This window comes from Vitreimonas sp., from assembly GCF_036392335.1.
In the GTDB taxonomy this organism is placed as follows: domain Bacteria; phylum Pseudomonadota; class Alphaproteobacteria; order Caulobacterales; family Aquidulcibacteraceae; genus Vitreimonas.
In genome coordinates this window covers 15,119-38,282 of sequence record NZ_DASVYD010000027.1, presented here as the reverse complement: position 1 = coordinate 38,282, position 23,164 = coordinate 15,119, and the positions used below count along the sequence as shown (strand labels likewise).

24 protein-coding genes are annotated in these 23,164 nt (G+C 64.0%); 15 read left to right on the top strand and 9 right to left on the bottom strand.

The features are described from left to right. Positions 1-3 precede the first annotated feature (3 nt). The 3 genes from VF769_RS06500 (at position 4) to VF769_RS06490 (ending at position 3,981) form a co-directional block, all read left to right on the top strand. Entirely contained in the window at positions 4-693 is a 690-nt protein-coding gene (locus tag VF769_RS06500; RefSeq protein ID WP_331007568.1) for an energy transducer TonB, read from the top strand. 171 nt (positions 694-864) lie between these two features. Then, positions 865-3,306, top strand: a complete 2,442-nt coding sequence (locus tag VF769_RS06495) for a PAS-domain containing protein (RefSeq protein ID WP_331007567.1) — start codon at positions 865-867, stop codon at positions 3,304-3,306. Positions 3,307-3,390: 84 nt separating this feature from the next. Continuing rightward, positions 3,391-3,981: a hypothetical protein gene (locus VF769_RS06490; RefSeq protein ID WP_331007566.1), complete on the top strand. Its 591-nt coding sequence runs from the start codon at positions 3,391-3,393 to the stop codon at positions 3,979-3,981. Here the strand turns inward: VF769_RS06490 and VF769_RS06485 are convergent. Beyond that, on the bottom strand, positions 3,978-4,379 hold the full coding sequence (locus tag VF769_RS06485; RefSeq protein WP_331007565.1) for a metallopeptidase family protein: 402 nt from the start codon (positions 4,377-4,379) through the stop codon (positions 3,978-3,980). The genes VF769_RS06490 and VF769_RS06485 overlap by 4 nt on opposite strands. A gap of 164 nt (positions 4,380-4,543) precedes the next feature. On the opposite strand from VF769_RS06485, the gene VF769_RS06480 reads away from it, so the two are divergent. Next, positions 4,544-5,704, top strand: a complete 1,161-nt coding sequence (locus VF769_RS06480; RefSeq protein WP_331007564.1) for a ferritin-like domain-containing protein — start codon at positions 4,544-4,546, stop codon at positions 5,702-5,704. A 60-nt stretch (positions 5,705-5,764) separates the two neighbouring features. Here the strand turns inward: VF769_RS06480 and VF769_RS06475 are convergent, their stop codons facing one another. Continuing rightward, positions 5,765-6,607: a hypothetical protein gene (locus VF769_RS06475; protein ID WP_331007563.1), complete on the bottom strand. Its 843-nt coding sequence runs from the start codon at positions 6,605-6,607 to the stop codon at positions 5,765-5,767. A 98-nt stretch (positions 6,608-6,705) separates the two neighbouring features. On the opposite strand from VF769_RS06475, the gene mmcB reads away from it, so the two are divergent. Further along, the gene (gene mmcB / locus VF769_RS06470; RefSeq protein ID WP_331007562.1) at positions 6,706-7,134 is read left to right on the top strand and encodes a DNA repair putative endonuclease MmcB; all 429 of its coding nucleotides are present in this window, start codon (positions 6,706-6,708) and stop codon (positions 7,132-7,134) included. Here the strand turns inward: mmcB and VF769_RS06465 are convergent. From VF769_RS06465 to VF769_RS06455, 3 genes are read right to left on the bottom strand one after another with little or no spacing between them, the layout of a single operon-like run. Further along, entirely contained in the window at positions 7,121-7,660 is a 540-nt protein-coding gene (locus VF769_RS06465; protein WP_331007561.1) for a DUF1254 domain-containing protein, read from the bottom strand. The genes mmcB and VF769_RS06465 overlap by 14 nt on opposite strands. Then, a complete protein-coding gene (locus VF769_RS06460) occupies positions 7,660-8,247 on the bottom strand; it encodes a DUF1214 domain-containing protein (protein WP_331007560.1) in 588 nt (195 codons plus the stop codon). Before VF769_RS06460 ends, VF769_RS06465 begins: the two co-directional genes overlap by 1 nt. A gap of 20 nt (positions 8,248-8,267) precedes the next feature. Then, positions 8,268-8,567 carry a BolA family protein gene (locus VF769_RS06455; RefSeq protein WP_331007559.1) on the bottom strand — a complete coding sequence of 100 codons (300 nt, stop codon included), beginning with the start codon at positions 8,565-8,567 and terminating at the stop codon, positions 8,268-8,270. 42 nt (positions 8,568-8,609) lie between these two features. Here VF769_RS06455 and VF769_RS06450 point away from each other — a divergent pair, with 42 nt between their 5' ends. From VF769_RS06450 to VF769_RS06435, 4 genes are all read left to right on the top strand, one after another. Further along, entirely contained in the window at positions 8,610-9,236 is a 627-nt protein-coding gene (locus VF769_RS06450; RefSeq protein ID WP_331007558.1) for a J domain-containing protein, read from the top strand. Between the two features lie 95 nt (positions 9,237-9,331). After that, positions 9,332-10,315, top strand: coding sequence for a cobaltochelatase subunit CobS (cobS, locus tag VF769_RS06445; RefSeq protein WP_331007557.1), 984 nt, complete (start codon positions 9,332-9,334; stop codon positions 10,313-10,315). Between the two features lie 27 nt (positions 10,316-10,342). After that, the gene (gene cobT, locus VF769_RS06440; RefSeq protein ID WP_331007556.1) at positions 10,343-12,241 is read left to right on the top strand and encodes a cobaltochelatase subunit CobT; all 1,899 of its coding nucleotides are present in this window, start codon (positions 10,343-10,345) and stop codon (positions 12,239-12,241) included. Then, positions 12,241-13,233, top strand: a complete 993-nt coding sequence (locus VF769_RS06435) for an esterase-like activity of phytase family protein (protein ID WP_331007555.1) — start codon at positions 12,241-12,243, stop codon at positions 13,231-13,233. The genes cobT and VF769_RS06435 overlap by 1 nt, the downstream gene beginning before the upstream one ends. A gap of 21 nt (positions 13,234-13,254) precedes the next feature. Here the strand turns inward: VF769_RS06435 and VF769_RS06430 are convergent, their stop codons facing one another. Continuing rightward, on the bottom strand, positions 13,255-13,656 hold the full coding sequence (locus VF769_RS06430) for a GFA family protein (protein WP_331007554.1): 402 nt from the start codon (positions 13,654-13,656) through the stop codon (positions 13,255-13,257). An 84-nt stretch (positions 13,657-13,740) separates the two neighbouring features. On the opposite strand from VF769_RS06430, the gene VF769_RS06425 reads away from it, so the two are divergent. From VF769_RS06425 to VF769_RS06415, 3 genes are all read left to right on the top strand, one after another. After that, complete coding sequence (locus tag VF769_RS06425; protein ID WP_331007553.1) at positions 13,741-14,385, top strand: glutathione S-transferase family protein; 645 nt, start codon at positions 13,741-13,743, stop codon at positions 14,383-14,385. A 150-nt stretch (positions 14,386-14,535) separates the two neighbouring features. Continuing rightward, positions 14,536-15,090 carry a dihydrofolate reductase family protein gene (locus VF769_RS06420; RefSeq protein ID WP_331007552.1) on the top strand — a complete coding sequence of 185 codons (555 nt, stop codon included), beginning with the start codon at positions 14,536-14,538 and terminating at the stop codon, positions 15,088-15,090. Positions 15,091-15,145: 55 nt separating this feature from the next. Next, positions 15,146-16,420: a serine hydrolase domain-containing protein gene (locus tag VF769_RS06415; protein ID WP_331007551.1), complete on the top strand. Its 1,275-nt coding sequence runs from the start codon at positions 15,146-15,148 to the stop codon at positions 16,418-16,420. A 50-nt stretch (positions 16,421-16,470) separates the two neighbouring features. On the opposite strand, the gene VF769_RS06410 is transcribed toward VF769_RS06415, so the two are convergent. Together VF769_RS06410 and VF769_RS06405 are read right to left on the bottom strand one after the other, a co-directional pair. Then, on the bottom strand, positions 16,471-17,121 hold the full coding sequence (locus VF769_RS06410) for a TIR domain-containing protein (RefSeq protein ID WP_331007550.1): 651 nt from the start codon (positions 17,119-17,121) through the stop codon (positions 16,471-16,473). A 158-nt stretch (positions 17,122-17,279) separates the two neighbouring features. After that, a complete protein-coding gene (locus VF769_RS06405; protein ID WP_331007549.1) occupies positions 17,280-18,335 on the bottom strand; it encodes a 1,9-bis(guanidino)-5-aza-nonane synthase in 1,056 nt (351 codons plus the stop codon). Between the two features lie 179 nt (positions 18,336-18,514). On the opposite strand from VF769_RS06405, the gene VF769_RS06400 reads away from it, so the two are divergent. After that, a complete protein-coding gene (locus VF769_RS06400; RefSeq protein ID WP_331007548.1) occupies positions 18,515-19,288 on the top strand; it encodes a glucose 1-dehydrogenase in 774 nt (257 codons plus the stop codon). A gap of 81 nt (positions 19,289-19,369) precedes the next feature. On the opposite strand, the gene VF769_RS06395 is transcribed toward VF769_RS06400, so the two are convergent. Next, entirely contained in the window at positions 19,370-20,566 is a 1,197-nt protein-coding gene (locus tag VF769_RS06395) for a type III PLP-dependent enzyme (RefSeq protein WP_349258104.1), read from the bottom strand. 506 nt (positions 20,567-21,072) lie between these two features. On the opposite strand from VF769_RS06395, the gene pstC reads away from it, so the two are divergent. Continuing rightward, entirely contained in the window at positions 21,073-21,924 is an 852-nt protein-coding gene (gene pstC / locus VF769_RS06390) for a phosphate ABC transporter permease subunit PstC (RefSeq protein ID WP_349258108.1), read from the top strand. Next, the gene (gene pstA, locus VF769_RS06385; protein WP_331007545.1) at positions 21,924-23,120 is read left to right on the top strand and encodes a phosphate ABC transporter permease PstA; all 1,197 of its coding nucleotides are present in this window, start codon (positions 21,924-21,926) and stop codon (positions 23,118-23,120) included. Before pstC ends, pstA begins: the two co-directional genes overlap by 1 nt. The last annotated feature ends 44 nt before the right edge of the window (positions 23,121-23,164 follow it).

The following is a 23,164-nucleotide window of genomic DNA, read 5'->3' as shown; positions in this document are numbered from 1 at the left end:
CACATGCTGGTCTGGGCCCAACGCACGGTATCGGTGCTGACGACCAGAGCGTTGGTCTATGGCGGGCTTTTCGTTGGCGTCGTTGTGCTCCATCTCGCGCTCTCTGGGGCGCTGCGGGAGCACGGCTGGAATAGCGGGCTCGCGCTGACGGCGTCTGGAGGCGCCGTGCTTGGCCTCGTGCTCGTGCTGTTCAATGTGCTCGAACGCATCCGCGAATGGCGGGGCGCCCGCCGGGAAATGGAGCGTGTGCGCCAGCGCCTGCCAGGCGGGCCAATGTGCGTGGTGTGGCGTGCGCCCGACACCACCGTCGACGAAGACGATGACGCCATGCCCTGGGAGGTCGTCGGCCCGCTGCGCGCCCGTTATCCAAAGCTGGCGCGGCGTTTGGGCGTCGAAGGCGTGGCCATTGCCGAGTTCGAGGTCAGCGCCGATGGCCGCGCCAAGAATATCGCATGCGTCGATGCATGGCCCTCGGATGTGTTCTACGACGCCGCGCGCGAAGCGTTGGAGCACGCGCGTTTCCAGCCCAAGTTCGACGTGCATGTGCGCTACGGCGCGAGCTACCGGATCCCGTTTGTGTTCCGGATTTCGGGGGCGGCGAAGGTGAAGGAGCGGGGACGGCGCGCGCGCAAGCTCCGACCGACGCTCCATGCCGCCCAGCAGGCTGTGGATAAATTGCGCCGCACCGGCTGAGCGCGCGTGTTAACACATTGAACTTTCTTAACTTAACCGCGCGTTCACCAATTTAAGCTGTTGTTAACGCTTGCGCGCAGCCTGCGGCGTTTCCCTGGCTGCGTCCCTGCGGGATGATGCCTGCGGGGTCCGGCGATTCGTTTCGCCGCACAGATGGAATTGGGGTCGGTATTGGACGGCGAATTCGCAAGCCTGCTGGTGGCGGGCGGCTCCGCGTCGATTGCGATCGCGTCGCTCATTTGGGCGATGCGCGTGACCGATGGCGCGCGCGGCGGCGTCGACGCGTGGAAAAAACGCGCGCGCGATCTCGAGGATAAGGTCGCGTGGGCCGACGCGATCTTCGGCGCCCACCCAGGCGTCGTGCTGATCTGGGAAGACATCACCGCCGACGGCGATGGCGATTGGGGCGCGCCGCGCATCTATGGCAGCCCGCTGGCGCTCGCGAGCCTGCTGCGCTTCTCGGATGCCGCGGTGGCGGCGTCGCCGGCCGTACGTATTCTGCAGGGGCTTTCGGTCTTTGACGCCACCGACGCAACCGGCGCGGCCACGCGTTTGTCGCCGGCGCTGACACGTCTGCGTCGCGAAGGCGCGGCGTTCTCCTTGAAGATTTCCACGCCCGACGGCGTGTTCGTTGAAGTGGATGGCCGCACCGCCGGCGCCCGCGCTGTCGCCTGGATCATGGATGCGAGCGTCCGCGGCGTCGAAGAGGGCGCGGCCGGCGGGCGCATCGGCATCGGCCACGAAGTGATCGCCCGCGATCCCGCCGCCTTCCTCGAAATGTGGAATGGCGCGCCCTTCATCGCTTGGCGCGTCAATGGCGCGCTGAAGCTCGAATGGGCGAACCCGGAATATCTGGCCGCGCTTGAAGCCAAGTCGCTCGACCAGGCGCTCGCGCGCAATCTGCAACTGGACCAAGGCGCGGTCGAACTTGCGCGCAAGGCCATCGAGACGGGCGAGGCGGTTGAGGAAACTCGCTCCGTCGTCGTGCGCGGGGGCGAGCTGCGCGCGTTTCGCCTGCGCGTGTCACCCGTCGCCGGCGGCGCGGCCGGCATGGCGATCGACGTCACCGAGCAAGAAGCCGCGCGCGAGCATATCGCGCGCCAACAACGCGCCCATGACGAAACGCTGAACTTCCTTGCCGAAGGCATCGCCGTGTTCGATGCGCAGAAGCGGCTTGTGTTCCACAATCGCGCCTTCGAACAGATGTGGAATCTCGAACCCGCATTCCTGGCCGATCGTCCTGCGCACGCCGCTTGGCTCGATTATCTGAAAGAGAAGCGCAAGCTGCCGGCGCATGCGAATTATGCCGAGTGGCGCGCGCGCGAACTCGCACTCTATCAAGAGCACAACGATCTGCCGCAAGATTTCTGGGTGCTGCCGGATGGCCGCATGTTCCGCATTGCGCGCCAACGTCACCCGAACGGCGGCCTGCTGCTGATCTTCTCCGACATCACCAACGAGGTGTCGCTGAAGTCTTCATACGACGCGCTGCTGCAAACGCAGAAGGCGGCGCTCGACAAGCTGCACGAAGCGGTTGTCGTGTTCGGCCTCGACGGACGCCTGAAACTTTCCAATGCCGCATTCCAAGCGATGTGGAAGATCGAGGCCGATCAGCTGCAGGCGGAAATGCCGTTTGATCGCGTGGTCGAGCTCTGTCAGCCGCTCTTCCACGACAAAGCCATGTGGGCGCAGGTGCGCGCGCGCATTACGGACCCATCGCCGGAAGCGCGCACCGAATATCGCGCTGAAATGCGCCGCAGCGACGAGACGGTGCTGAAATTTCTCACCCGTCCGCTGCCGGATGGCGCAACACTCGTGGCGTTCCAAGACATCACCGCCGATCGCCGCGTTGAAGAAGCGCTGCGCGAGCGTGCGGAAGCGTTCGAGCAAGCCGATAAGCTCAAGGGCCAGTTCGTCGAGAACGTATCCTACCAATTGCGCAATCCGCTGCAGGCCATTCTCGGCAACGCCGAGCTCTTGCAGCATCGCGTGTTCGGCCCGCTCAACGACCGCCAAGTGGAGCAGGTGGGCTCGATCATCGACGCCGCCGGCAATCTCTCCAAGCTGATCGACAACATCCTCGATGTGGCCATGGTCGAGGCCGGCAACGTGCAGCTCGATCTGGGCCCGGTGAACATTTACGACACGATCACGGAGTCCGTGCAGATGGCGGCCTCCAAGGCGCGCGACACCGAAGTGCCGATCCGCATCAAGTGCGATCCAGCCATCGGCGACATCGAAGCGGATCAGAAGCGCATCACGCAAGTGATCGTGAATCTGCTCTCCAACGCGCTGCGTCACACCGAGCGCGGCGACACCATCACCGTCTCCGCCGAACGCCTCGAAGGCATCGTGCGTCTGACCGTGGCCGATACGGGCAAGGGCATGGGTTTCGATCAGCAAGCGCGCGCCTTCGACAGCTTCGAATCCGGCGATCGCCGCGGCGCGGGCCTTGGTCTCGCGCTTGTACGCTCGTTCGTCGAGATGCACGGGGGCTGGGTTGCATTGCAGAGCGAGCCGGGGCGCGGCGTCACGGTGACATGCCATCTACCCGCCAGCGCGCCCGCCGCCGGTCCGCCGCCCACCCCGCCGGCCACAAAAAAGGCCGCCTAATCCAGGCCATACCTTACGCGCCGCTCACTAGGCGGGCGCAGCTTTCCGGCCTAGGTAAAAGGCGGAGCTTTGAGGGAGCCGCGTATGTTCGGACGTTTGGCGATGGTCGCCGCCATGGTGGCGCTGAGCGCCTGTGCCGGTATTGAATCCGCCGGTCGCACAGCGTCGCGCGCGCCTCAGCCCGCACCCGTCTCCCGCCCGGCCCCGCAACCCGCGCCGCCCGCCGCCGCGTTGCCGCCGCCGCAGCAAGCGGCGCCAGCGCCGACAGTTTCCGCGCCCCAAGCTTCGCCCGCATTGACCGTGCCGCCGGCCTCCGTCGCTGCGCCGATTCCTGAGCCGCAGCCGACCCAGGCCCCGCCTGTCGCCGCGCCAGAAGTGCGCGTGCCGACGCCGACGGCGGCGCCGCCGCGCCCGCGCTCGGATGACGACGATATCGTCGTACCCGGGCAGGCGCAGGAGCAAGTCATCGCGCCACGCGGCGATTTCCGCTCGCGTGAACAACGCAATGAAGACATCCGCGCTTGGGATCAGTGCGTCTCGGCGGTGCAGGCTGTGTACGAGCGCGATCCGATGCGTCCGCAATTGGACTCGCCGGAGGATTATTGCGCCCGCTCGCTAGGCATGGCCAATCGCGACGCAATCCCGGAAAGCCGCCTGCAGCGCGTGCGGCGCTAATCGCCGGCCTGATCCGAAAGCGCGTCCATATCGTCATCGCTTAAACCGAAATGGTGGCCGATCTCGTGCACCAGCACGTGCTCCACCAATTCGTCCAGCGGCACGTCGCCATGTGAGATCCACTCGAACAGGATCGCATGGCGATAGAGGAAGACCATGGGCGCGCGTTGCGCGGGGTCCATGATCGAACGCTCGGTCAGGTCAGGCCCCGTATAGAGACCGGTGAGGTCGAGTGGATCTTCGAGCCCGAGTTCCGCAAGCGTCTCCGCGTCGGCGAAATCCTCGATCCGGAAAATGACGTCCCCAGCCAGCGTCCGAAACTCCGCTGGCAGCGTCGCCCAGGCGTGCTGCGCCATGCGTTCAAGATCGTCCAGCGATGGGGGCAGAAAGGGCTTCATGTCCGCCCTTTATATGGGGCGAGGCGCTCGACACGGTAAAAAATCCGTCAGGCAAGTTGACGGATGCGTCATTTTTCTTGATCGAGATCAAATTCGCCTGTATCGTGCAGCCTTCAAAACGATGGCCGTATCCCACGCGGCCGCATTCCGGGAGAGACGACGCGATGGCCGATTCCGCCGCTCCAATTCGCCAGATCACCAAAGACGAAGTGTATGACGCGGTCCCGCCGACCGATTTCAGCCAGATGCTCGACATCAACCGGCACCTGAACCGGTCGTCCGCTTTCGACAAGATCATCTCGGCCACCCACGACCATTTCTGGGATCCGCTGGATAAGAAGTACATCGACTTCAACGATGACTTCGATCCCGACACCACGGACTTCATCCCGGACCACATGGTTCCGGCGTTGCAGACCGATTACGTCAAGAACCACTTCGCCGATAAGCCGGCCGAATTACTGCGCTTCAAGAGCCAGATGGCGCGCTGGCAAATGTCCGCGATCCTTCACGGCGAGCAGGGTGCGCTGAACCTTTCGGCTTCGCTCTGCCACGTGTTGCGCGATCCCGGCGCCCAAGAATACGCCGCCAACCAGACGCGCGAAGAAGGGCGTCACGTCACTGCGTTCGCGAAATACATCATCGCGCGCTGGGGTTCGCCGCTGCCATGCGGCGCCGTTCTCGCGGGCTTGCTGCAAGAAATCGTGCACGCGCCGGAGGTCTATAAGAAGATCATCGGCATGCAGATGCTGGTCGAAGGCCTCGCCATGGGCGCCTTCGCCTCGATCTTCAAGGAATGGAACGATCCGCTGGCGAAGAAGCTGACGCAACTCGTCATGACGGACGAAGCCTTCCACCATAAGTTCGGGAAGATTTGGGCCGACCGCACGATCCCGAAGCTGTCCAAGGAAGAGCACGAGATCGTCGAGAATTGGGCCGCGCACTGCTTCCAGACGCTGCTGTTCAACCTCGTCGCGCCGCACCAGATGACGGCGATCTATGAGCAATTCGGCCTCGACCCGGAAAAGGTCATGGAGGGCTTCCAAGCCGTCGCGACCGACGAAGAGCGCCGCGAGCACATGAAGGAAGCCACCAACATCTTCCGCGTGCTGGTAAAGACGCTCTGGAACGCCGGCATCATCACCGAGCGCACCGCGCCGTTCTACGCCACCTATGTGAACTTCGAAGAGTTCAAGGCCGAAGGCGATGAGATGGTCGGCGACGCGATCGCCGACGAAGGCATCCAATATCTGAAGACGATCAATTTCGGCGCGAACGCCAACGCGCTGAATGAAGTCAAGGCGGCGGCCGTCGCTGCCGAGTAATTTGGAGTGCGCTCCAAGTTGAAACGCCCCACCTTCGGTGGGGCGTTTTGCTTTGGCGGCTTAGCCACGCGGATCGGGCGCGGCTTGCGGCGTTGGCGCGGCTGGCGTCGGGGCGGCGCCGGTCACACTATCAAGCTGCTGCAGGTTTTCGCCCACCTGTTCGGCCACCGCCTGCGGGTCGATCAGCTGATAGCCCGGCGGCACGCCAAAAAGGGCCACGTCTTGCTCGCCGCGTTGGAGCGAAGTGGCCTCCCAAAGCACGCGCTCATTCTCGCGCACGCGCAGCACGATGCCATCGTCGGTGATGCAGGCGGTGCGTTCAACGCCAGGGGCCGGCGCTTCGCGCGGCGTCCATTCGTGACCATTTTCTCCGGCGACTTCGCAGCGGCCGGTCGACCGCGCATTGTCGGCGCCAAGCGCGGCCCAGGCGGTTTCGAGCGGTTGGGGCGCATCCGCATCTTGGATTCGGACGGCGACGCCAAGCACTTGCGGTGTTGGCGCCGGCGTTACCGTCGCCCCGGGCGCATTGGCGGCGGGTGCGGCGCCCGCAGCGGGGGCTGCGGTCTGCTGGTTTGGCGCGGTTGCCGCCGGCGCGCTCGGTTGCGCGGTCGGAACGGGCGCCGTGGGCACAGCGCCCGTTGGGTTCAGGACATAGGCGGCATTGGTGCTTTCGTCGAACACGATGGTCGCCTGGCCGTAGCTTGGCAGCGTTGCTTCCACGCGCATTTTTGGGCCATCGCGATAGATTACCGTTTGCGTCGTGGCGCCGGTGTCGGGTGAGGTGGTGCGGCCTTCGACCCGGTATGAGGTCTCGGAGAATTCAGGATAGGCCGGCGCGCCGAAGCCGCAGCCAGCCAGCAAGGCGGCCGCTGCGGCGGCGGCGAGGAAGCTCAACTTGCGCATGGAAATGTCCTTCCGTTTGACCAGCGGCGAACGCGCATGCTGCACCCCATGTTCCTGCCGCGCTTGTTCCGCCCTGGGCGCGGTGCGAAACTTCGTACATGGACGCGTTGCCGCTCTCTCGGCCCGACACGACGCTCGCGCTCGCGCGCGGGGTGACGCGTCTGCTTGCCGACCACGGGCTCGCCTCGGTGCTGGAGGTGCCGCTCGCCAATGGCCGCCGCGCCGACGTGATGGCGCTGACCGCCCACGGAGAAATCTGGATCGTCGAGACGAAATCTTGCCTCGCCGACTTCGCGGTCGATGCCAAATGGCCGGACTACGTTGAATATTGCGACCGCTTCTTTTTCGGCGTCACGGAGGAATTTCCGCGCGAGCTTATCCCCGACGATGTCGGGCTGATCGTCGCGGATGGATTTGGCGGCGCGATTTTGCGCGAAAGTCCGGCGCGTCCACTCGCGGCTGCGCGGCGGAAAGCCGTGACATTGCTGTTTGCTCGCCTCGCCGCGGCGAGGCTTACGAACCTCTAGAGAGCGCCGCCACGCTCGCGCAGACGTCATCGCGCGCGACTTGTGCCGCGGCGCCATATTCTTCAGGGGTCGGCGCGAGTCTCCGGATGAGCGCGATGCCGCGCGCACTCGGGCTCTCCACCACCATCGATGCGCCCTCGGGATGTGGTCGTCCGCGTCGGACTAAGGTGATTTCGGCGCCATTGTGCGCCTCACGATCGTCGATGACGAAGAAATTGTCGCTGTTGCCGGCATAGAGCGAGAGCGACCAATACTCGCGCCAGGGCGCGGCGCTGATCACGATCGGCCCGCGCGAAAGGTCATAGGTGCAGGCGGAATAGGCGAAGTCGGGTGAGGGGCGTACGATCTGGCGCGATTGTTCCGTGACACGCGGCGCCAATTGCCAACGATTGAGCCCCATTTCGCTGAGACGCGTGATCGCCACGTTCATCAGCACGTGCGGCACGGCGTAGATGATGGCGAAGTGGATCAGCACGGCGCTGATGAGGGCCGCCCAGACGTATTTGCGCAGATGCTCGCCGCCCATCACGCGCCTCCTGCGCATGACAGAGCGCTGAGTAGAGGCAGTGATTGTTCACTCGGACGAAAATCGCGCTGCGGGTTGTAGACGCGCAACGTCAGCGAAAAACCGCGGCGCGCCGCACGGGAGGATATCCAATTGATCGCATCGCCTTTCACCGGGGCGATCCGCGCGCGCCAATAACCGTCGGCGCTGTAGGAGACGCGTGACGCGTCCACGGAGTGCTCATGGTCATTATTCATCGCCAGGAAACTGTCGTCAGCATAGAGCGTCACCGACCACCACCGGGCGTCCAGGTCGCGGCCCGTCAGTTCGTAGACGCAGCTTTCGCTCAGCGGGCGTCCCTGGTCGTCGGTGAAGATCGTAAAATAGAGCGCCTCACGCGCACTCAGGGCCAGCAGGCCGTCGCGGGCGATAATCGCGCGGGTATAGGGGCCAGCGGCGACTGATCCAGCGGCGCGGTTGAAGTGCCAACCGCCATACTGCTCGGCGAAATTGGTGCGACCGATCTGCAGCGCCCCCCATGCGCTCGCAGCGCCCAATACGACGCCGATCACGATCGCAGCCAACCACGCGAATATGCGCCCCAGCACGTTTCCCCCCGAGCCCTCGCTTACGCGCCTGCGACCTCGTCCGGAGTTTTGAGGTCGAGCGAGAGCGCGTGCAAGCCTGTGTCGAATTCTTCACGAAGCGCGTCGTACACCAAGCGCTGACGCGCCACGCGCGAAAGACCGGTGAACGCCGGCGAGACGAGGCGCAGACGGTAATGTGTTTCCCCGCCTGGGCGCGCGCCGGCGTGCCCGGCGTGCTTGCTGCTATCGTCATCCAACACGAATTCGTGTGGCGCGAATTGCGCTGCCAACAGCTTTTCGATGCGTGCGGCGCGCGAAAGATGCGATTTGCTGTCTGTCAATTCCTTGTCCGCTTAACTCTTGGCGCCCATACTCAACAGCCCATGTCAGGCGCGTTCGAATATAAGCCGAAATTCGTCGACATCCGCGTCAAGAAGCCTGGCGCGGAAACGATGGAGCGCGCGCCGAGCGAGCGCGCCTGCGATCATGTAGGGTGTCGCAGGCCCGGACTCCACCCGGCGCCGAAGGGCCGCGACCTGGAGGGCCAATTCTGGCACTTCTGCACCGCTCACGCCGCTGACTACAATAAACGCTGGAATTACTTCGCCGGCATGACCGACGGCCAGTGGGCGGATTATCAGGCGCGTGAAGAAATCGGCCACCGGCCCACCTGGACCTTCCGTTCGGGTCGGCTCGACAAGCATTCCGCGGCGATGCGCGGGTTCAGGGCGGGGCAGAGCTACGACCCCTTCGGCATGTTCGGCGACGCTGGCGCTCAGCGGACCGCCCCGGCCGCTGAACCGCGCCGACGGCTTACGCGGCTGCAGACCTTGGCGTTCGAGGCCCTCGCTTTGGACGAAGGCGCGGACTCAGCCACGATCCGGGCCAAATACGCCGAGCTGGTGAAACGCTGGCATCCCGATTCTAACGGTGGTGACCGTGGCGCCGAAGAGCAGCTCCAGCGCGTGATCAAGGCATATCAAGTGCTCAAATCCGCCGGTCTGGTCTGACCCTTAGGTCAAGCCAATCGTCATTTCGCCGCCTTTCCTGCCATGCTGCGGCGCGGTAAGGTAATTGGCCCAAGATAATAGAGACGCCCGATCTTATGAGCACCGCCGACGATCTCCTCTCCATGAAGCCCGACAAGCAGGTCTCGGCCCGCGATTTCGGCGTCGATAGCGATATGAAAATCCCGGCCTTCTCGAAGCGCACCGAATACGTGCCCGAGGTGGACGAGGCCTATCGCTTCGACCCCCAGACCACGCTCGCGATCCTCGCGGGCTTTGCGCACAACCGCCGCGTCATGGTGCAGGGCTATCACGGCACGGGGAAGTCGACGCACGTAGAGCAGGTGGCGGCGCGGCTGAATTGGCCGATGGTGCGCGTGAACCTCGATAGCCACGTCTCGCGGATTGATCTCGTCGGCAAGGACGCGATCGTGCTGAAGGACGGCAAGCAGATCACTGAGTTTCGCGAGGGCATGTTGCCTTGGGCGCTGCAGCGCCCGGTGGCGATTTGCTTTGACGAATACGACGCCGGCCGCCCGGACGTGATGTTCGTGATCCAGCGCGTGCTGGAATCGAGCGGCAAGCTCACGCTGCTCGATCAGAACCGCGTCATCACCGCCAATCCGTTCTTCCGCCTGTTCGCGACCACGAACACGATCGGCCTGGGGGACACGACCGGGCTTTATCATGGCACGCAACAGATCAACCAAGCGCAGATGGACCGCTGGTCCGTCGTCACCGTCCTCAATTATCTTGAGCACGACGTTGAAGCCGAAATCGTGCTCGCGAAAGCGCCGAGCTATAATAATCCCGAAGGCAAGCGTACGATCATGGCGATGGTCCGCGTCGCCGACATGACGCGCAACGCCTTTATGAACGGCGATGTCTCCACCGTGATGAGTCCGCGCACCGTGATCACCTGGGCGCAAAACGCCGAAATTTTCGGCGATGTCGGCTTGGCGTTCCGGATGACGTTCCTAAACAAGTGCGATGAACTGGAACGCCCGACCGTGGCGGAGTTCTATCAGCGCGCGTTCGGCGCGGATCTGCCGGAAGCCGCGACGCGGGTGAAGGTGGCTTGAGGCGCGTTTGCGCGCGACAGAGGGCGCATGTCCCACAAGGAAACCCCGACCGAGCTCTTCAAGCGCGTGCTGGCGCAGTCGACGCGTGCGTTGGCGGGCGCGGAGGAGGAGCTTGAGGTGACGTTTGGCGCGGAGGGGCCGCGCCTTAGTCCCGGCAAGATTGTGCTGCCGCATCCGCCGCGCGTGGTCTCTGATCCCGAGGCGGAACGCATTCGCGGTCAGGCCGATGCGCTGGCGCTGAAGCTCGCGCACCACGACGCGCTCCAGCACGTGCGCAATCGCCCGCAAGGCGCGGATGCACGCGCCGTGTTCGATGCGGTCGAGGAGATGCGCATTCAGGCGTTGGGCGCCAACGCCATGAAAGGCGTGTCGAACAATCTGACCGCCTCGCTCACCGATCAACTCGAACGCAAGGGCGCCCCACGGCTCACCGACAAATCGAGCGCGCCGTTGGCGGATGCTGTGGCGCTGATGGTGCGCGAGCGGCTGACGGGCTTGGCGCCGCCGGCCAACGCGAAAGCGATGGTCGACGCCTGGCGCGCGGACATTGAACGCGACGCCGGCGCAGCGCTCGATAAGCTTGGCGCCGTGGCGGATGATCAGCCGGCGTTCGCCAAGCTGATGAAGGATGTGCTCACCGATCTCGGCATCGGCGATGAGCTTACGGCCGAAGAGAGCAACGACGACGACACAACCGAGTCCAAGGCCGACGAACCGCCGCCGCCGCAAGCGGACAATTCCGAGGGCGACGACGACCAAGAGCAAGAGGCGCCCGCCGATCTGGAAATGATCGACGGTGAAATCGACAGCGATACCGACCGCACCATTTCCATCGAAACCGATATGGATGCGGAGGACACGCAGGATTCCGAGCAAGAGGAGCCCGGCGAAAAGCCAATCCGGCCGAAGACGCGCGACAATGTTGAAGATCCGAACGCGAACTACAAAGTGTTCACCCGCGCGCACGACGAGCAGATCACGGCCGAAGAGCTGTGCGACGCCGAGGAACTGGCGCGCTTGCGCACGTATCTCGATCAGCAATTGAAGCCGCTGCAGAGCATCGTGGGGCGTTTGGCCAACCGCTTGCAGCGTCGCCTGTTGGCGCAGCAAAATCGCTCCTGGAGCTTCGATCTCGAAGAAGGCATCCTTGATAGCGCGCGTCTGACGCGCGTGATTGTCGATCCGATGTCGGCGCTCTCCTTCAAGCAAGAAGAGGACATGCCGTTCAAGGACACGGTGGTCACGCTTCTCTTGGACAATTCGGGCTCGATGCGTGGGCGCCCGATTATGGTGGCGGCCCTGTGCGCCGATATTCTCGCGCGCACGCTGGAGCGCTGCGGCGTGAAGGTGGAAATCCTCGGCTTCACCACGCGCGCGTGGAAGGGCGGGCGTTCGAAGGAAGATTGGCTCGCCGCGGGGCGGCCGCCGCAGCCGGGCCGGCTCAATGATCTGCGTCACGTGATCTACAAGAGCGCCGATGCGCCCTGGCGGCGCGCGCGGCGTAATCTCGGCCTGATGATGCGCGAGGGGCTGCTGAAAGAGAACATCGACGGCGAAGCCTTGATGTGGGCGCATGATCGCTTGATCGGTCGCCAAGAGCAGCGCCGCATCCTGATGGTGATCTCCGATGGCGCACCGGTGGACGATTCAACACTCTCGGCCAATCCGGGCAATTATCTCGAACGCCATTTGCGCACCGTGATCCATTGGATCGAGACCCGCTCGCCTGTGGAGCTGATCGCCATCGGCATCGGCCACGATGTCACACGATATTACCGCCGCGCTGTTACCATCACTGACGCAGAGCAGCTTGGTGGCGTGATGACGGAAAAGCTCGCGGAATTGTTCGAAGAGCCGGCGCCTGGCGAGATCGCCGCGCCACGATCGCCGCGCGAGGCGCGCGAACGCACGCGGACGATGGCCTAATGCGCGACGTGTTGGCGTGTGTCGCGGCGCTCCTGCTTGCCGCATGTTCGCAATCGGCCGCCGATGCGCCGATCGCCGAACAATGGCGCAGGCTCGAACTCAATGTCTCGCCGGCGGAGTTCGGCGCCGAGCAGGTGGGACATTTGCGGTTTCGCGGCGGCTTGCATCTGCAGAGCCCGCCGAACGATAGTTTTGGCGGGCTCTCGGGCCTTGAAGTGCTCGAAGATGGCCGCCTGATCGCCATCACAGACGATGGCCGCTGGTTCGAGGCCCGGCTCATGCTGGACGAAGCGGGCGCGCTGACGGGGCTTGCCGAAACGCGCGTGGCGCTGATGCGCGACGCGAATGGTCAGCCATTCGAAACCAAGGCGCTTGGCGATTCCGAGGGCCTCGCGCAATTGCCGGACGGCCGTTTCGCGGTCAGTTTCGAGCAACGTCCGCGCATTCTGATTTACGATCTCAACCGTGACGGGCCCTTTGGCGCGGCAAGCGCCGGGCCGCGGCTCGACGGAACCTCACGGCTGCGCCGCAATGTCGGCCTTGAAGCGCTGACCGTCACAACAAGCGGCGCGCTGCTCGCCGGGGCGGAGGGCGTCCATCGGCGCAGCACATCGCTGTGGGTCGCCCCGTTGGATGCGTCGACGCCAGCGCCGCAGCGCATCGATTACCCGCTCACCGACGGGTTCGCGCTCACAAGTCTCGATCGCCTGCCCGACGGCGGCTTTATCGCGCTGGAGCGCTTCTATGCGCCGATCATCGGCGCGCGCGCCCGCCTCACACGCTTCGCCGAAACCGTGCTCGATGCCGACAGCGAAACGCTGCCCGAGATCGAGTTGCTGGCCGAGATCGCGGCTCCGCTCGCGGTGGACAATTTCGAGGGCGTGGCCGCCGTGCGCGCGCCCGATGGCGGGGTGCGGCTCTACATCGTCTCCGACGATAATTTCAGCCCCCGCCAACGCACGCTGCTGTTGGCGTTCGACATCGTGAACTAAATCATCGGCGCGGCGTCAGGCTCAGTGGTGATGCTCCAGCGGCAAGTCTCCCGCCGCGAACACCCACGAATGACATCGCTCCTCATACACTGAAACGCGCGGCGGCGGAAAAGCCGGGTCCGCGAAGGCGCCCACGGCCACGGCGAGGAAGTCCGGCAGGGCATCCATCTCCCAATAGACGATGGCGCTGCAGGCGGCGCAGAAATGGAACGTGGCGACGCCGCCGGACTCGCCACGGCGCGCCCATTGCGATGAGGCGCCCGCAAGCGTGACCTGCGTGCGCGCAAACCGCGCCTGCACCCCGTAGACGCTGCCCGTGCGCTTCTGGCACTCGAGGCAATGGCACATCGAGACGCGCACGGGTTCGCCCGCGCACGTGGCGCGAAGCTGACCGCACGAGCATGAGGCGACGCGTTGGATCATGTTGGGCTCCCTTGGCGTCGGCTTAGCACAAGTGTCGGCGGCGGCGCGGTGGGATCGTTCAAGGATCAAGAAAGGAATAACCCCATGACGATCACCATCACCGTCTTCGAGCGCGCGTTCGACAAGGGCCGGGGCTTAGCGCGGGATATGCGCGTGCGTTGGGCGTTGGAGGAGGTGGGGGAGCCCTACGAGGCTAGGTTGGTCCCTTGGGAGGAGTTCAAGGCGGAGGCGCATTTGGCGCGCAATCCGTTCGGGCAAATCCCGACCTATGAGGAAGGCAATCTGACCCTCTTCGAATCCGGCGCCATCGTGTTGCATATCGCCGAGCGCTTTCCGGGCCTGTTGCCGATAGATGCCGACGCGCGAGCGCGCGCGATCATGTGGATGTTTGCGGCGCTATCCACCGTGGAGCCTCCGATCGTGGATCGTGACGTCGTGGGATACGCCGAGGCAGGAAAGATCTGGCAAAGCGAGCGTTTTGCCATGGTTGACGAACGTATTCGCAAACGGCTGACCCAACTCTCTGCGCGCATGGGCGATGGCGAATGGCTCGACGGCGCTTTCAGCGCAGCCGACATCATCATGGTGCACGTGCTGCGGCGCTTGGAAGGCTCGGGGCTGTTGGAAGAATTCCCAACGCTCGCCGCCTACATCGCCCGCGCCGAAGCGCGGCCCGCGTACAAGCGCGCGTTCGCGGCGCAGCTAAAGGTGTGGGAAGAAAACAAATAGCGCTAAAGAACCCTCTCCCCGCGAGGGGAGAGGGCAGGGTGAGGGGCGGCTCCGTCAGTGATGCGCTCGACAATCGCCAAACGCCCGCGCTCAACCCTCACCCCAGCCCTCTCCCTCCAAGGAGGGGGAGGGAGCGACGAAGGAGATCACATGGCCAAGCTGATTTTCGGAATGAACGTGTCGCTCGATGGTTATGTCAATCACGACCACGCCGGCTTCATGCCCGACCCCGAGCTGTTCCGTTATTTCACCGCGCAAACGCGTAACACGGCGGGCAGCATCTATGGGCGCGGCTTGTACGAGCTGATGCGCTATTGGGATGGCGACGATTGGGATCAGGACAGTCGCGAGCAAGGCGATCTCCGCGCGTTCGCGGAAGCGTGGCGGGCGATGCCGAAATGGGTGGTGTCGCAATCGCTCAAGGACGTCGGCCCGAATGCGACTTTGATCAGCGGCGATTTCGAGGGCGCCGTTCGCAAACTCAAAGCTGAACTGGACGGCGAGATTGAAGTCGGTGGGCCAAAGCTCGCGGCAAGCCTGACAAAGCTTGGGCTCATCGATCAATATCACCTCTTCCTGCGCCCCGTCGTCGTCGGCAAAGAAGAAGGCCGCCCCTTCTTCGCTGGCGACTACCCCCGCCTGCGTCTCGTTGCGCACGAGCGCATCGGCGACGATGTGATCAAGCTAACCTATGTGCCGGCTTAGTCGGCGCGGTGCTCTCTTGCTCGACTTCGCTGGCGGATGAAGTATTGCGGATATCATGGGCAGACTGTTTCGCATTATTCTCGCCGGGATCGTCGCGCTGGCGCTTTGGGCGGCGTTCGTCGCTGTCGGCGCCCGCGAAGGCTGGTGGCGGCCAATGCCGGCGCCGCAGGGCGACACAGCTGGCTTCATGCGCTGGGCGCAGGGGCGCTACGCGGCGCGAACGCATGGCAACATCGCTATCGTGCTGCTCGATAACGGCGAGGCCGCGCAGAGCTATTATGCTTCGCATGGGCGTGCGGTCGATTCCGACTCGCTTTTCCAGGTCGCGTCGCTGAGCAAGTGGCTGACGGCGTGGGGCGTGATGACGCTGGCGGAGCAGGGACGCATCGATCTCGATGCGCCGGTCTCGCGCTATCTCACGCGCTGGCATTTGCCGGAGAGCGCGTTCGACAACGATCAAGTCACGGTGCGGCGGCTACTCAGCCACACGGCGGGACTGACGGACGGTCTGGGATTCTTGGGCTTCGCGCCGGATCAGACCATCCCGTCCATCGAGCAGGAATTGAGCGACGTCACCGATGCGATGCCAGGCGCCAGCGGCGTTGTGCGCGCCGGTGCGCCGGCTGATGGGACGTGGCGCTATTCCGGCGGCGGCTATCTCATTCTGCAATTGCTCATCGAAGAGGTGACCCAAGAGCCCTTCAACGACTACATGCGCCGCGCTGTCTTCGCGCCGCTCGGGATGGCTTCATCGACTTTCGTCGATCCCGATCCCAATCGCTTGGCGGAATTCTATGCGGCGGATGGGTCCGAAGCGATCCACTATAGGTTCGCCGCGACGGGGGCGGCGTCGCTCTACACGTCCGCGGCCGATCTGACGCGCTTCCTGCAAGCGCACGTCGCCGCAGCAGATGGCGCCCCGCCGGGGCGCGGCGTGCTCAGCCCCCAGGTGCTGGAGATGATGCGTGCGCCGGAGGCGCGTCTGGCGACGCTCCCGGTGTGGGGGCTGGGCCCGACGCTCTACGCGCCAAATGGCGCTGGCGGCTTCATCATCGGCCACGATGGCGCGAACTTCCCCGCCATCAACACAACAGCGCGCACCGATCCCGCGACCGGCGACGGAATCATCGTGCTGGAGACAGGCAGCGCCACGCTCGCGCGCGAGATCGGCGGGGAGTGGACCTACTGGCAAACCGGCGTCGTGCCGCTCGATACGCTTGTGCTGTTCGATCTGCAGCGGGTTTTGATCGTGTTCGCCGTGGGCGCGCTGGTGATTGTAGGCGCGATCGTGTTCGCGCGGCGAGGACGGCGTGCCGTTGGGGCGCGGTGAAACAGCGAAGGGCCGCTCCTTTCGGAGCAGCCTTCGTACGGAGTCGCAGGTCAGCTAAACGGCCAAATTCCATTCTTTGGTTTTGTTGGCCCAGGATCGACCGGCCGCAGCCTTGCTTCGAACGGGAACTTCTTAAGTACGTCGTCGCGTGCTGAGGCGGGAGGGCCACGATAACGGATGACTTTGTCATCTTCTCGATCACGCATCGTCCAATCTGGTCGCCCGCCAACAAGCTTGATCACCTTGGGTACAATCTCGTGGGCTACACGGCCGCAGACAGCATGAGGCAGGCCAAGCGACGCAACTTCAGAAATGAGTGCTGTCCTACGCTGCTGATCCTCACCGTGATCCACAAACAGGATCGGGATGGCGTAGCCAATCGCCGCAAGCTGTACTTCCCACGTCACCCATTCAGATCGACCGGCGCCTACTCGGCTTGGCGCGATCAAAATGTCGGACGTGTATATACGTGCGGCGATGTTGGCTTGAATTTCTAGCTTGGGCAGCTCGCCGCCGCGCGGACCGGCCATTTGCTCTTTAGCGGAGAGCGAAACGTCCTGAACTGCGAAGCCCTGGCTATCCAGGGCGCGCCGCACCTGCTCGTACAATTCTTCATCGTTCTCATAGCGATGACTTATGAAGATACGGAGCCGTCGCTCTTCGCTTCCCGGCTTCCAAAACTGCAGTGACGTTTGCGCCATACCCGATTCCCCGTGTTGTCTGGTGCAACTTTCAGGTGAGAGGTAGGCAACTCCTCTTTTTGATTTCGGTCAAGCAAAACGAAAAGGCCGCTCCTTTCGGGGCGGCCTTCGCGTTTCTGCGTCCAATTTCCTTCTGCCCCGCGAGGGGGAGAAGGGAGTTACTTAAACAGCTTCGCCCAATTCCGCGCTTCGCGTTTGCGCCAGCCGCCGCGGTGATAGGCGTCGCTGACGATGATCGGCGCAACGGACGTCGCCTCCGCGAACACCATTTGCTCGTGCACCGTGCTCACCTTCCCCCAGCTCGCCGCTTCTTGCAGCGTTGAGGAGGAGCAAGCGCCGTCGCGCACATCCGCGACTGTGATCTGCACGGCGTATTTGTGCACTTCGACGTCGTGGTGGCCGAGGATTTCGGCGCAGACGACGGTGTCTTGCGCGAAATTCTTCGGCACGCCGCCGCCGACCATGAAGAGCGCCGTGGTGCCGGCCGCGAGCTTGATCTCGGTCAGCTCACGGAAGTCGCCGCCGCTGTCGATGGTGAGATACGGCTTGCCCGCTTTGCGGCGCTCGACCTGGTGCTTCACGATACCGAAGCCGGCCGAGCAATCCGAGAACGCCGGCACGAAGATCGGCACGCCCTTTTCGTAGGCGCGCTGGATCAGCGAATCCTTCTTCTTGGCGTTGCCGGCGGCGAGCCACTTGCCGAGCTCATAGATGAACTCGCGCGACGTGTAGGGGCGCGGCTCCAGCATCTCGCAGATCTCGTAGATCGTGCCGTCGACGTGCTGGAGTTCTTCTTCATCGATATAGGTGTCGTAGATGCGGTCGATGTAGAGCGAGCGCAGCGTGTTGTCGTCGGGGATTTCCTTGGCTTGGTAATGCTTGAAGCCGAGCGCTTCGAGGAAATCCATGTCGATGATCGAGGCGCCAGTGGCGACGATGGCGTCGGCCATGTTGTACTCGACCATGTCGCGCCAGACGTGCAGGCAGCCGCCCGCGCCGGTCGAGCCTGCCATGATGAGCCAAGTCGAGCACTTCTCGTCTTCGAGCGCCATGTTGAGAATTTGCGCGGCGCGCGCGGCGTCGCGGCTGGTGAAGCTCATCTTGCCCCACGCGTCGATGATCGGGCGCGCGTCGAAGCTCGTGATGTCGATGTGCTCGACCGGCGAGGAGAGAAGTTCCGCTTTGCGATTGGTGTCGATTTTGGTGTCAGCCATTGGAGTGGGCTCCTATGGGCGGCGTCATCTGTAACCAATCGCGCGGACGCTCCGCCGACACGCGATCGCGGCTGCAAATAGGGCAATGCGCCAGGATTGCAAGAACTTTGGCGACGTAGGGGCAGCTTTTGCCAGCCTGCGCGGAAGCGCTAGGCTACGCGGCAACAAGGGAGGAAATCATGGGTGAGTTGAGCGGTCGTGTCGCTTTGGTGACCGGCGGTGCGCGGGGCTTGGGCGCCGCGGCGGCGAAGGCGCTGGCGGCGAAGGGCGCGAAGGTGGTCGTGAGCGACGTTCGTGACGGCACGGAGACGGCGGCCGCGATCGACGGCGCGTTCGTGAAGCACGACGTGACCAGCGAAGAGGAATGGATCGCGGCGGTTCAGTTCGCGAAAGACAAGTTCGGCGGGCTCGACATTCTCGTGAACAATGCCGGCGTGTTCTGGATGATGCCGCTGCCGATGGAGACGCTCGAGAATTTCCGCAAGATGCAAGCGATCAATGTGGAAGGCGTGTTCCTCGGCCTGAAGCATTGCATCCCGGCGATCGCCGAGCGCGCCCACCTTTGGGATGGCGGCGGCGCGGTCGTAAATCTCTCCTCCGTCGCGGGTATCGTCGGCGCGCCCAACATTATCGCCTACAACGCCTCAAAGGGCGCTGTACGCCTGATGACCAAATCCGCCGCGCTCGAATACGCCGCGCACAAGGTGCGCGTGAATTCGGTGCACCCCGGCATCATCGACACGCCGATGATGGCCGAAGCCGCCAAAGTGATCGAGGCCACGACGGGTCAAGGCGCCAACGCCACACGCGATCAATTCGCGACCCGTCATCCGCTTGGTCGCATGGGCCGCGATATCGACATCGCCAACGCGGTCGCTTTCCTTGCGTCCGACGCCGCCGCTTTCATCACCGGCTCGGAACTTGTCGTCGATGGCGGCATGACGGCGATCTGAGCCAAAGGTGCGTGCGCTAAACGAGAAGAGGGCGGCCGCACGTTCGTGGGCCGCCCTCAGTCTTTGCTTTACCTCGAAAGCTTACGCCTGCTTCGGCTTGCGCGCGCGTTTGGGCTTCGCGGCGGGGCTCGCGCCGTACATGCTCGGCCACGGTGCGTCTTGCGATTCCATCGTCACGGCTTCACCGAAACCGTTGAAACGCGTCGCCATCGCCATGCCATAGGCGCCCAACGAGCCGATCTCGATCAGATCGCCTTCTTGAATGTCGGCCGGCAGCATGAACGGGCCTGCCGCCGCATCCATCGAGTCACAGGTCGGGCCGTACAAGCGGAACGGCGCGAGCTTGGCCCGGCTTTCCTTGGCGCGCAGCAGCTTGGCCGGGAACGACCAATTCAGGTGCGTTGCGTCGAACAACGTGCCGAAGGCGCCGTCATTCAGATAAAGCGCATCGCCCTTGCGCAGCTCAACGCGCGCAACGGTGGAGCCGGCTTCCGCGACGAGCGCGCGCCCGGGTTCGGCCCAAAGCTTGGCGTTCTGAGCGACGAACATCTCTTCGAACGCGGCTTTGATCGTGTTGACGTACTCGATCATCGCCGGCGGGTTCATGCCCGGATAGATCGCCGGGAAGCCGCCGCCGATATCGACGATGTCGACCACGACGCCAGCTTTCACGATCGCGCGGTTCACCATTTCCATGGCGGAGCGGTAGGCGTCCGGACGCATGCATTGGCTGCCGACGTGGAAAGAGACGCCGAGCATTTCTTCCGTGGCCTGACGCGCGCGGCGCAGCAGGGCGGGCGCTTCCTCTTCGGTCACGCCGAATTTGCGCGCGAGCGGGTAAGCCGCGCCGTCGCCGGACACGGCGAAGCGGACGACCAAAGTCAGATCCTTCGCGCCGCCGGTCTCAGCGAGGATTTTCTCGAGCTCGTCTTCGCTATCGATGGCGAACGTCTTCACGCCGAATTCGCGGTAAGCGCGCGCGATCGCGCGGCGCGACTTCACCGGGTGCATGAAGGCGATCTGCGCGCTGGGATAGCGCGAAGCCACGAGTTCGACCTCTACTTCGGAGGCGACGTCGAAATTGCGAACGCCGTTGTCCCAGAGCGCATCAAGCACCCACGGGCTCGGGTTCGCCTTCACGGCGTAAAACACCTCGCCCGGAAAATTGTCACGAAACCACGACGCAGCCGCAGCGACGCGGTGCGGACGGGCGATAGCCACGGGACCTTCCGGCGCTTGACGCGCAGTCAGGTCAAGAGGCGAGAGGACAGAGTCCATCCGGCGGCTCCCAAAACAATGCCGCCGCTTCGAAGAGCGACGCTTGTTAAACCCAGGCCGGCGTTAGTCGGACATGCTAAAATGTCAGGTCCGCCCTTGGGAGCTTGCGCCGGAGGATCGCCTAAGAAGCTTCCTGCTTCCCGTTGCTTGCGATCCCCCAGGTGGCCTGGGCCGAGGGGGCGTTAGTGGACGCTGTTTCCAGGTCCGCCGGTAAAACGCGAAATATGGTGATCGTTCGCCAATGTAAAGAGCCGTTCGTGGTTAATTTCGCCTGCGGATCAGTGGCCTGCGGCGGACGGCATGGTCAGCGGCTGGCGGCCTTTCCGCGCCGGCGCTGCAGCTGTGGGCGCGGCCGCAGTCAAACTGTCACAAAACTGAAGTATGGCGACCGCGTAAACCCGGACCCCTGGCGCGGTCCCGGGGCGTGTGTGCTGGGCGTTTTGTGGCAGGGGTGATCGTTGGAGCGGGACTTCACCAAGAAGAAGGTGCGCTGGGGCGAGAGCCTCATGGAAGGCCTGCTCTTCGCCGCCGCCGCCGCCGCCGTCGGCGTGGTGGTGGGCATTGTCTATGTCGTGGTGTCTGAATCCGCCAAGTTCTTTGCTCAGGTTTCGGTCATCGAGTTTCTGACCTCGACCACCTGGACGCCACTGTTTGACAATCCACAATACGGGATTGCTCCGCTCTTGACCGGCACCTTTATGTCGACGCTCGTCGCGCTCGCGGTCGCGGTGCCGCTGGGCTTGCTGGTCGCCATCTATCTCTCTGAGTTCGCGAGCACGCGCACGCGCGAAACCATCAAGCCGACGCTCGAATTGCTCGCCGCCGTCCCCACCGTGGTCTACGGCTATTTCGCTTTGTTGTTCGTGACGCCGATCCTGCAACGAATCATTCCTGGCCTGCCCAGCTTCAATCTGCTCTCGGCTGGCATGGTCATGGGGCTCATGATCATTCCCTACATTGCCTCGCTCTCGGAAGACGCGATGCGCGCCGTACCGCGCGCGATGCGCGACGGCTCGTTCGCTATGGGCGCCACGCGACTTGAGACGGCGTTCCGCGTCGTAGTGCCTGCGGCGGTGTCGGGCGTGGTCGGCGCCGTGATCCTCGGCATGTCGCGCGCTATCGGCGAGACAATGATTGTCGTCGTCGCCGGCGGCCAGTTGCCGCAAATGGTGACGAGCCCGACGCAGCAGGGCGCCACGGTGACCGCCTTTATCGCGCAAGTGGCGCTAGGCGATCTGCCGTTCGGCACGCTCGAATACAATTCGATCTTCGCCGCCGGCTTGGCTCTGCTGGTGCTGACGCTGCTCTTCAACTTCGTTGCTTTCTATATGCAGCGCCGCTTCCGGGAGGCCTATTGATGGCGGCCGTCGACGTGCAACGCCCCAGCGATATCACTGCGCACCCGCCCGGCCTCGCGCGGCGCAAATTCTGGGACAAGTCCTTCGTGATCTGGGGCATCGTCGCCACTATCATCGGCCTTGGCACCCTGGTGACGCTGGTCAGCGATCTGCTGGCCGATGGCGGCCACCGGCTCACGCCCGCCTTCTTTTTCAGCTTCCCGTCCTCTGATCCCGCCGAGGCTGGCATCCTTTCGGCTTGGGTTGGCTCACTCTTGGTGATTGCGACCACAGCGCTTGTCGCGATTCCGGTGGGTCTGCTCGCTGGCGTCTATCTTGAAGAGTACGCGCCGAAGAATCCCGTCACCAGCGCCATCGAAATTGCCGTGAACAATCTCGCCGGCGTGCCGTCCATCCTGTTCGGCTTGATGGCGCTCGGCATCTTTGTCCAATTCCTCGGCAATCCAGCGCGTTGGTTTGGCTTCCTGCCGGAGAGCTTCCGCGTGGCCGGCGCCGACTTGTTCGGTCAGTCGATCCTCACCGCCGGCATCACGCTCGCCTTGTTGATCCTGCCGGTCGTGATCGTCGCCACGCGCGAAGCGGTGCGCGGCGTACCTCAGGAAATTCGCCATGCTGCGCTCGCGGTCGGCGCAACCAAGTGGCAAACGACCCAACACCACGTGCTGCCCTATGCGCTCCCCGGCGTCGTCACCGGCGTCATCATCGGCATTTCGCGTGCGCTCGGCGAAACCGCGCCGCTGATCATGATCGGCGGTCTCACCTTCGTCGCGTTCCTGCCGATCACGCGCCCGGGCGACGCCACTTTCGAGACGATCGGCGTGCTCGATCAATACGGCGCCGCGATCGATCCGAGCGCAACTGAGCGTGTCACCATCGCGCATGACGGCGTTGTCGTGCTGCCAGACTTCACTGAGCAACAAGTCTCGGCCGGCCAAGTGCTGGATCTGCCGCACGGCTCGACGGTGCAATCCGTCGCGAATTTGGGCGACGCGGTCGCCAGCTGGTCGCCGACCCATTGGCTGGGCTCGGAATTCACAGTGATGCCGATCCAGATGTTCAACTGGACCTCGCGCCCGCAGGCGGAGTTCCTGGAGATCGCCGCCGCCGCCGGCCTCGTGCTGCTCGTCATCACGTTGCTGATGAATGGCGCTGCGATCTGGCTGCGCTACAGGCTCCGCAAACAGATCAAGTGGTAGAAGGCAAGCGGCCTGGCGGCGGCGCCGCTTGCGCGGCGCTGCGG

Excerpts from the sequence above, each read along its gene's own strand:
- VF769_RS06425 (WP_331007553.1), top strand. The coding sequence starts at position 13,741 with ATGACGATCACCATCACCGTCTTCGAGCGCGCGTTCGACAAGGGCCGG.
- VF769_RS06485 (WP_331007565.1), bottom strand. The coding sequence starts at position 4,379 with ATGAAGCCCTTTCTGCCCCCATCGCTGGACGATCTTGAACGCATGGCG.
- VF769_RS06450 (WP_331007558.1), top strand. The coding sequence starts at position 8,610 with ATGTCAGGCGCGTTCGAATATAAGCCGAAATTCGTCGACATCCGCGTC.
- VF769_RS06490 (WP_331007566.1), top strand. The coding sequence starts at position 3,391 with ATGTTCGGACGTTTGGCGATGGTCGCCGCCATGGTGGCGCTGAGCGCC.
- VF769_RS06415 (WP_331007551.1), top strand. The coding sequence starts at position 15,146 with ATGGGCAGACTGTTTCGCATTATTCTCGCCGGGATCGTCGCGCTGGCG.
- VF769_RS06410 (WP_331007550.1), bottom strand. The coding sequence starts at position 17,121 with ATGGCGCAAACGTCACTGCAGTTTTGGAAGCCGGGAAGCGAAGAGCGA.
- cobS (WP_331007557.1), top strand. The coding sequence starts at position 9,332 with ATGAGCACCGCCGACGATCTCCTCTCCATGAAGCCCGACAAGCAGGTC.
- pstA (WP_331007545.1), top strand. The coding sequence starts at position 21,924 with ATGGCGGCCGTCGACGTGCAACGCCCCAGCGATATCACTGCGCACCCG.
- VF769_RS06500 (WP_331007568.1), top strand. The coding sequence starts at position 4 with ATGCTGGTCTGGGCCCAACGCACGGTATCGGTGCTGACGACCAGAGCG.
- mmcB (WP_331007562.1), top strand. The coding sequence starts at position 6,706 with ATGGACGCGTTGCCGCTCTCTCGGCCCGACACGACGCTCGCGCTCGCG.
- VF769_RS06405 (WP_331007549.1), bottom strand. The coding sequence starts at position 18,335 with ATGGCTGACACCAAAATCGACACCAATCGCAAAGCGGAACTTCTCTCC.
- VF769_RS06435 (WP_331007555.1), top strand. The coding sequence starts at position 12,241 with ATGCGCGACGTGTTGGCGTGTGTCGCGGCGCTCCTGCTTGCCGCATGT.
- VF769_RS06395 (WP_349258104.1), bottom strand. The coding sequence starts at position 20,566 with ATGGACTCTGTCCTCTCGCCTCTTGACCTGACTGCGCGTCAAGCGCCG.
- VF769_RS06465 (WP_331007561.1), bottom strand. The coding sequence starts at position 7,660 with ATGGGCGGCGAGCATCTGCGCAAATACGTCTGGGCGGCCCTCATCAGC.
- cobT (WP_331007556.1), top strand. The coding sequence starts at position 10,343 with ATGTCCCACAAGGAAACCCCGACCGAGCTCTTCAAGCGCGTGCTGGCG.
- VF769_RS06420 (WP_331007552.1), top strand. The coding sequence starts at position 14,536 with ATGGCCAAGCTGATTTTCGGAATGAACGTGTCGCTCGATGGTTATGTC.
- VF769_RS06475 (WP_331007563.1), bottom strand. The coding sequence starts at position 6,607 with ATGCGCAAGTTGAGCTTCCTCGCCGCCGCCGCAGCGGCCGCCTTGCTG.
- VF769_RS06430 (WP_331007554.1), bottom strand. The coding sequence starts at position 13,656 with ATGATCCAACGCGTCGCCTCATGCTCGTGCGGTCAGCTTCGCGCCACG.
- pstC (WP_349258108.1), top strand. The coding sequence starts at position 21,073 with ATGGAAGGCCTGCTCTTCGCCGCCGCCGCCGCCGCCGTCGGCGTGGTG.
- VF769_RS06400 (WP_331007548.1), top strand. The coding sequence starts at position 18,515 with ATGGGTGAGTTGAGCGGTCGTGTCGCTTTGGTGACCGGCGGTGCGCGG.
- VF769_RS06480 (WP_331007564.1), top strand. The coding sequence starts at position 4,544 with ATGGCCGATTCCGCCGCTCCAATTCGCCAGATCACCAAAGACGAAGTG.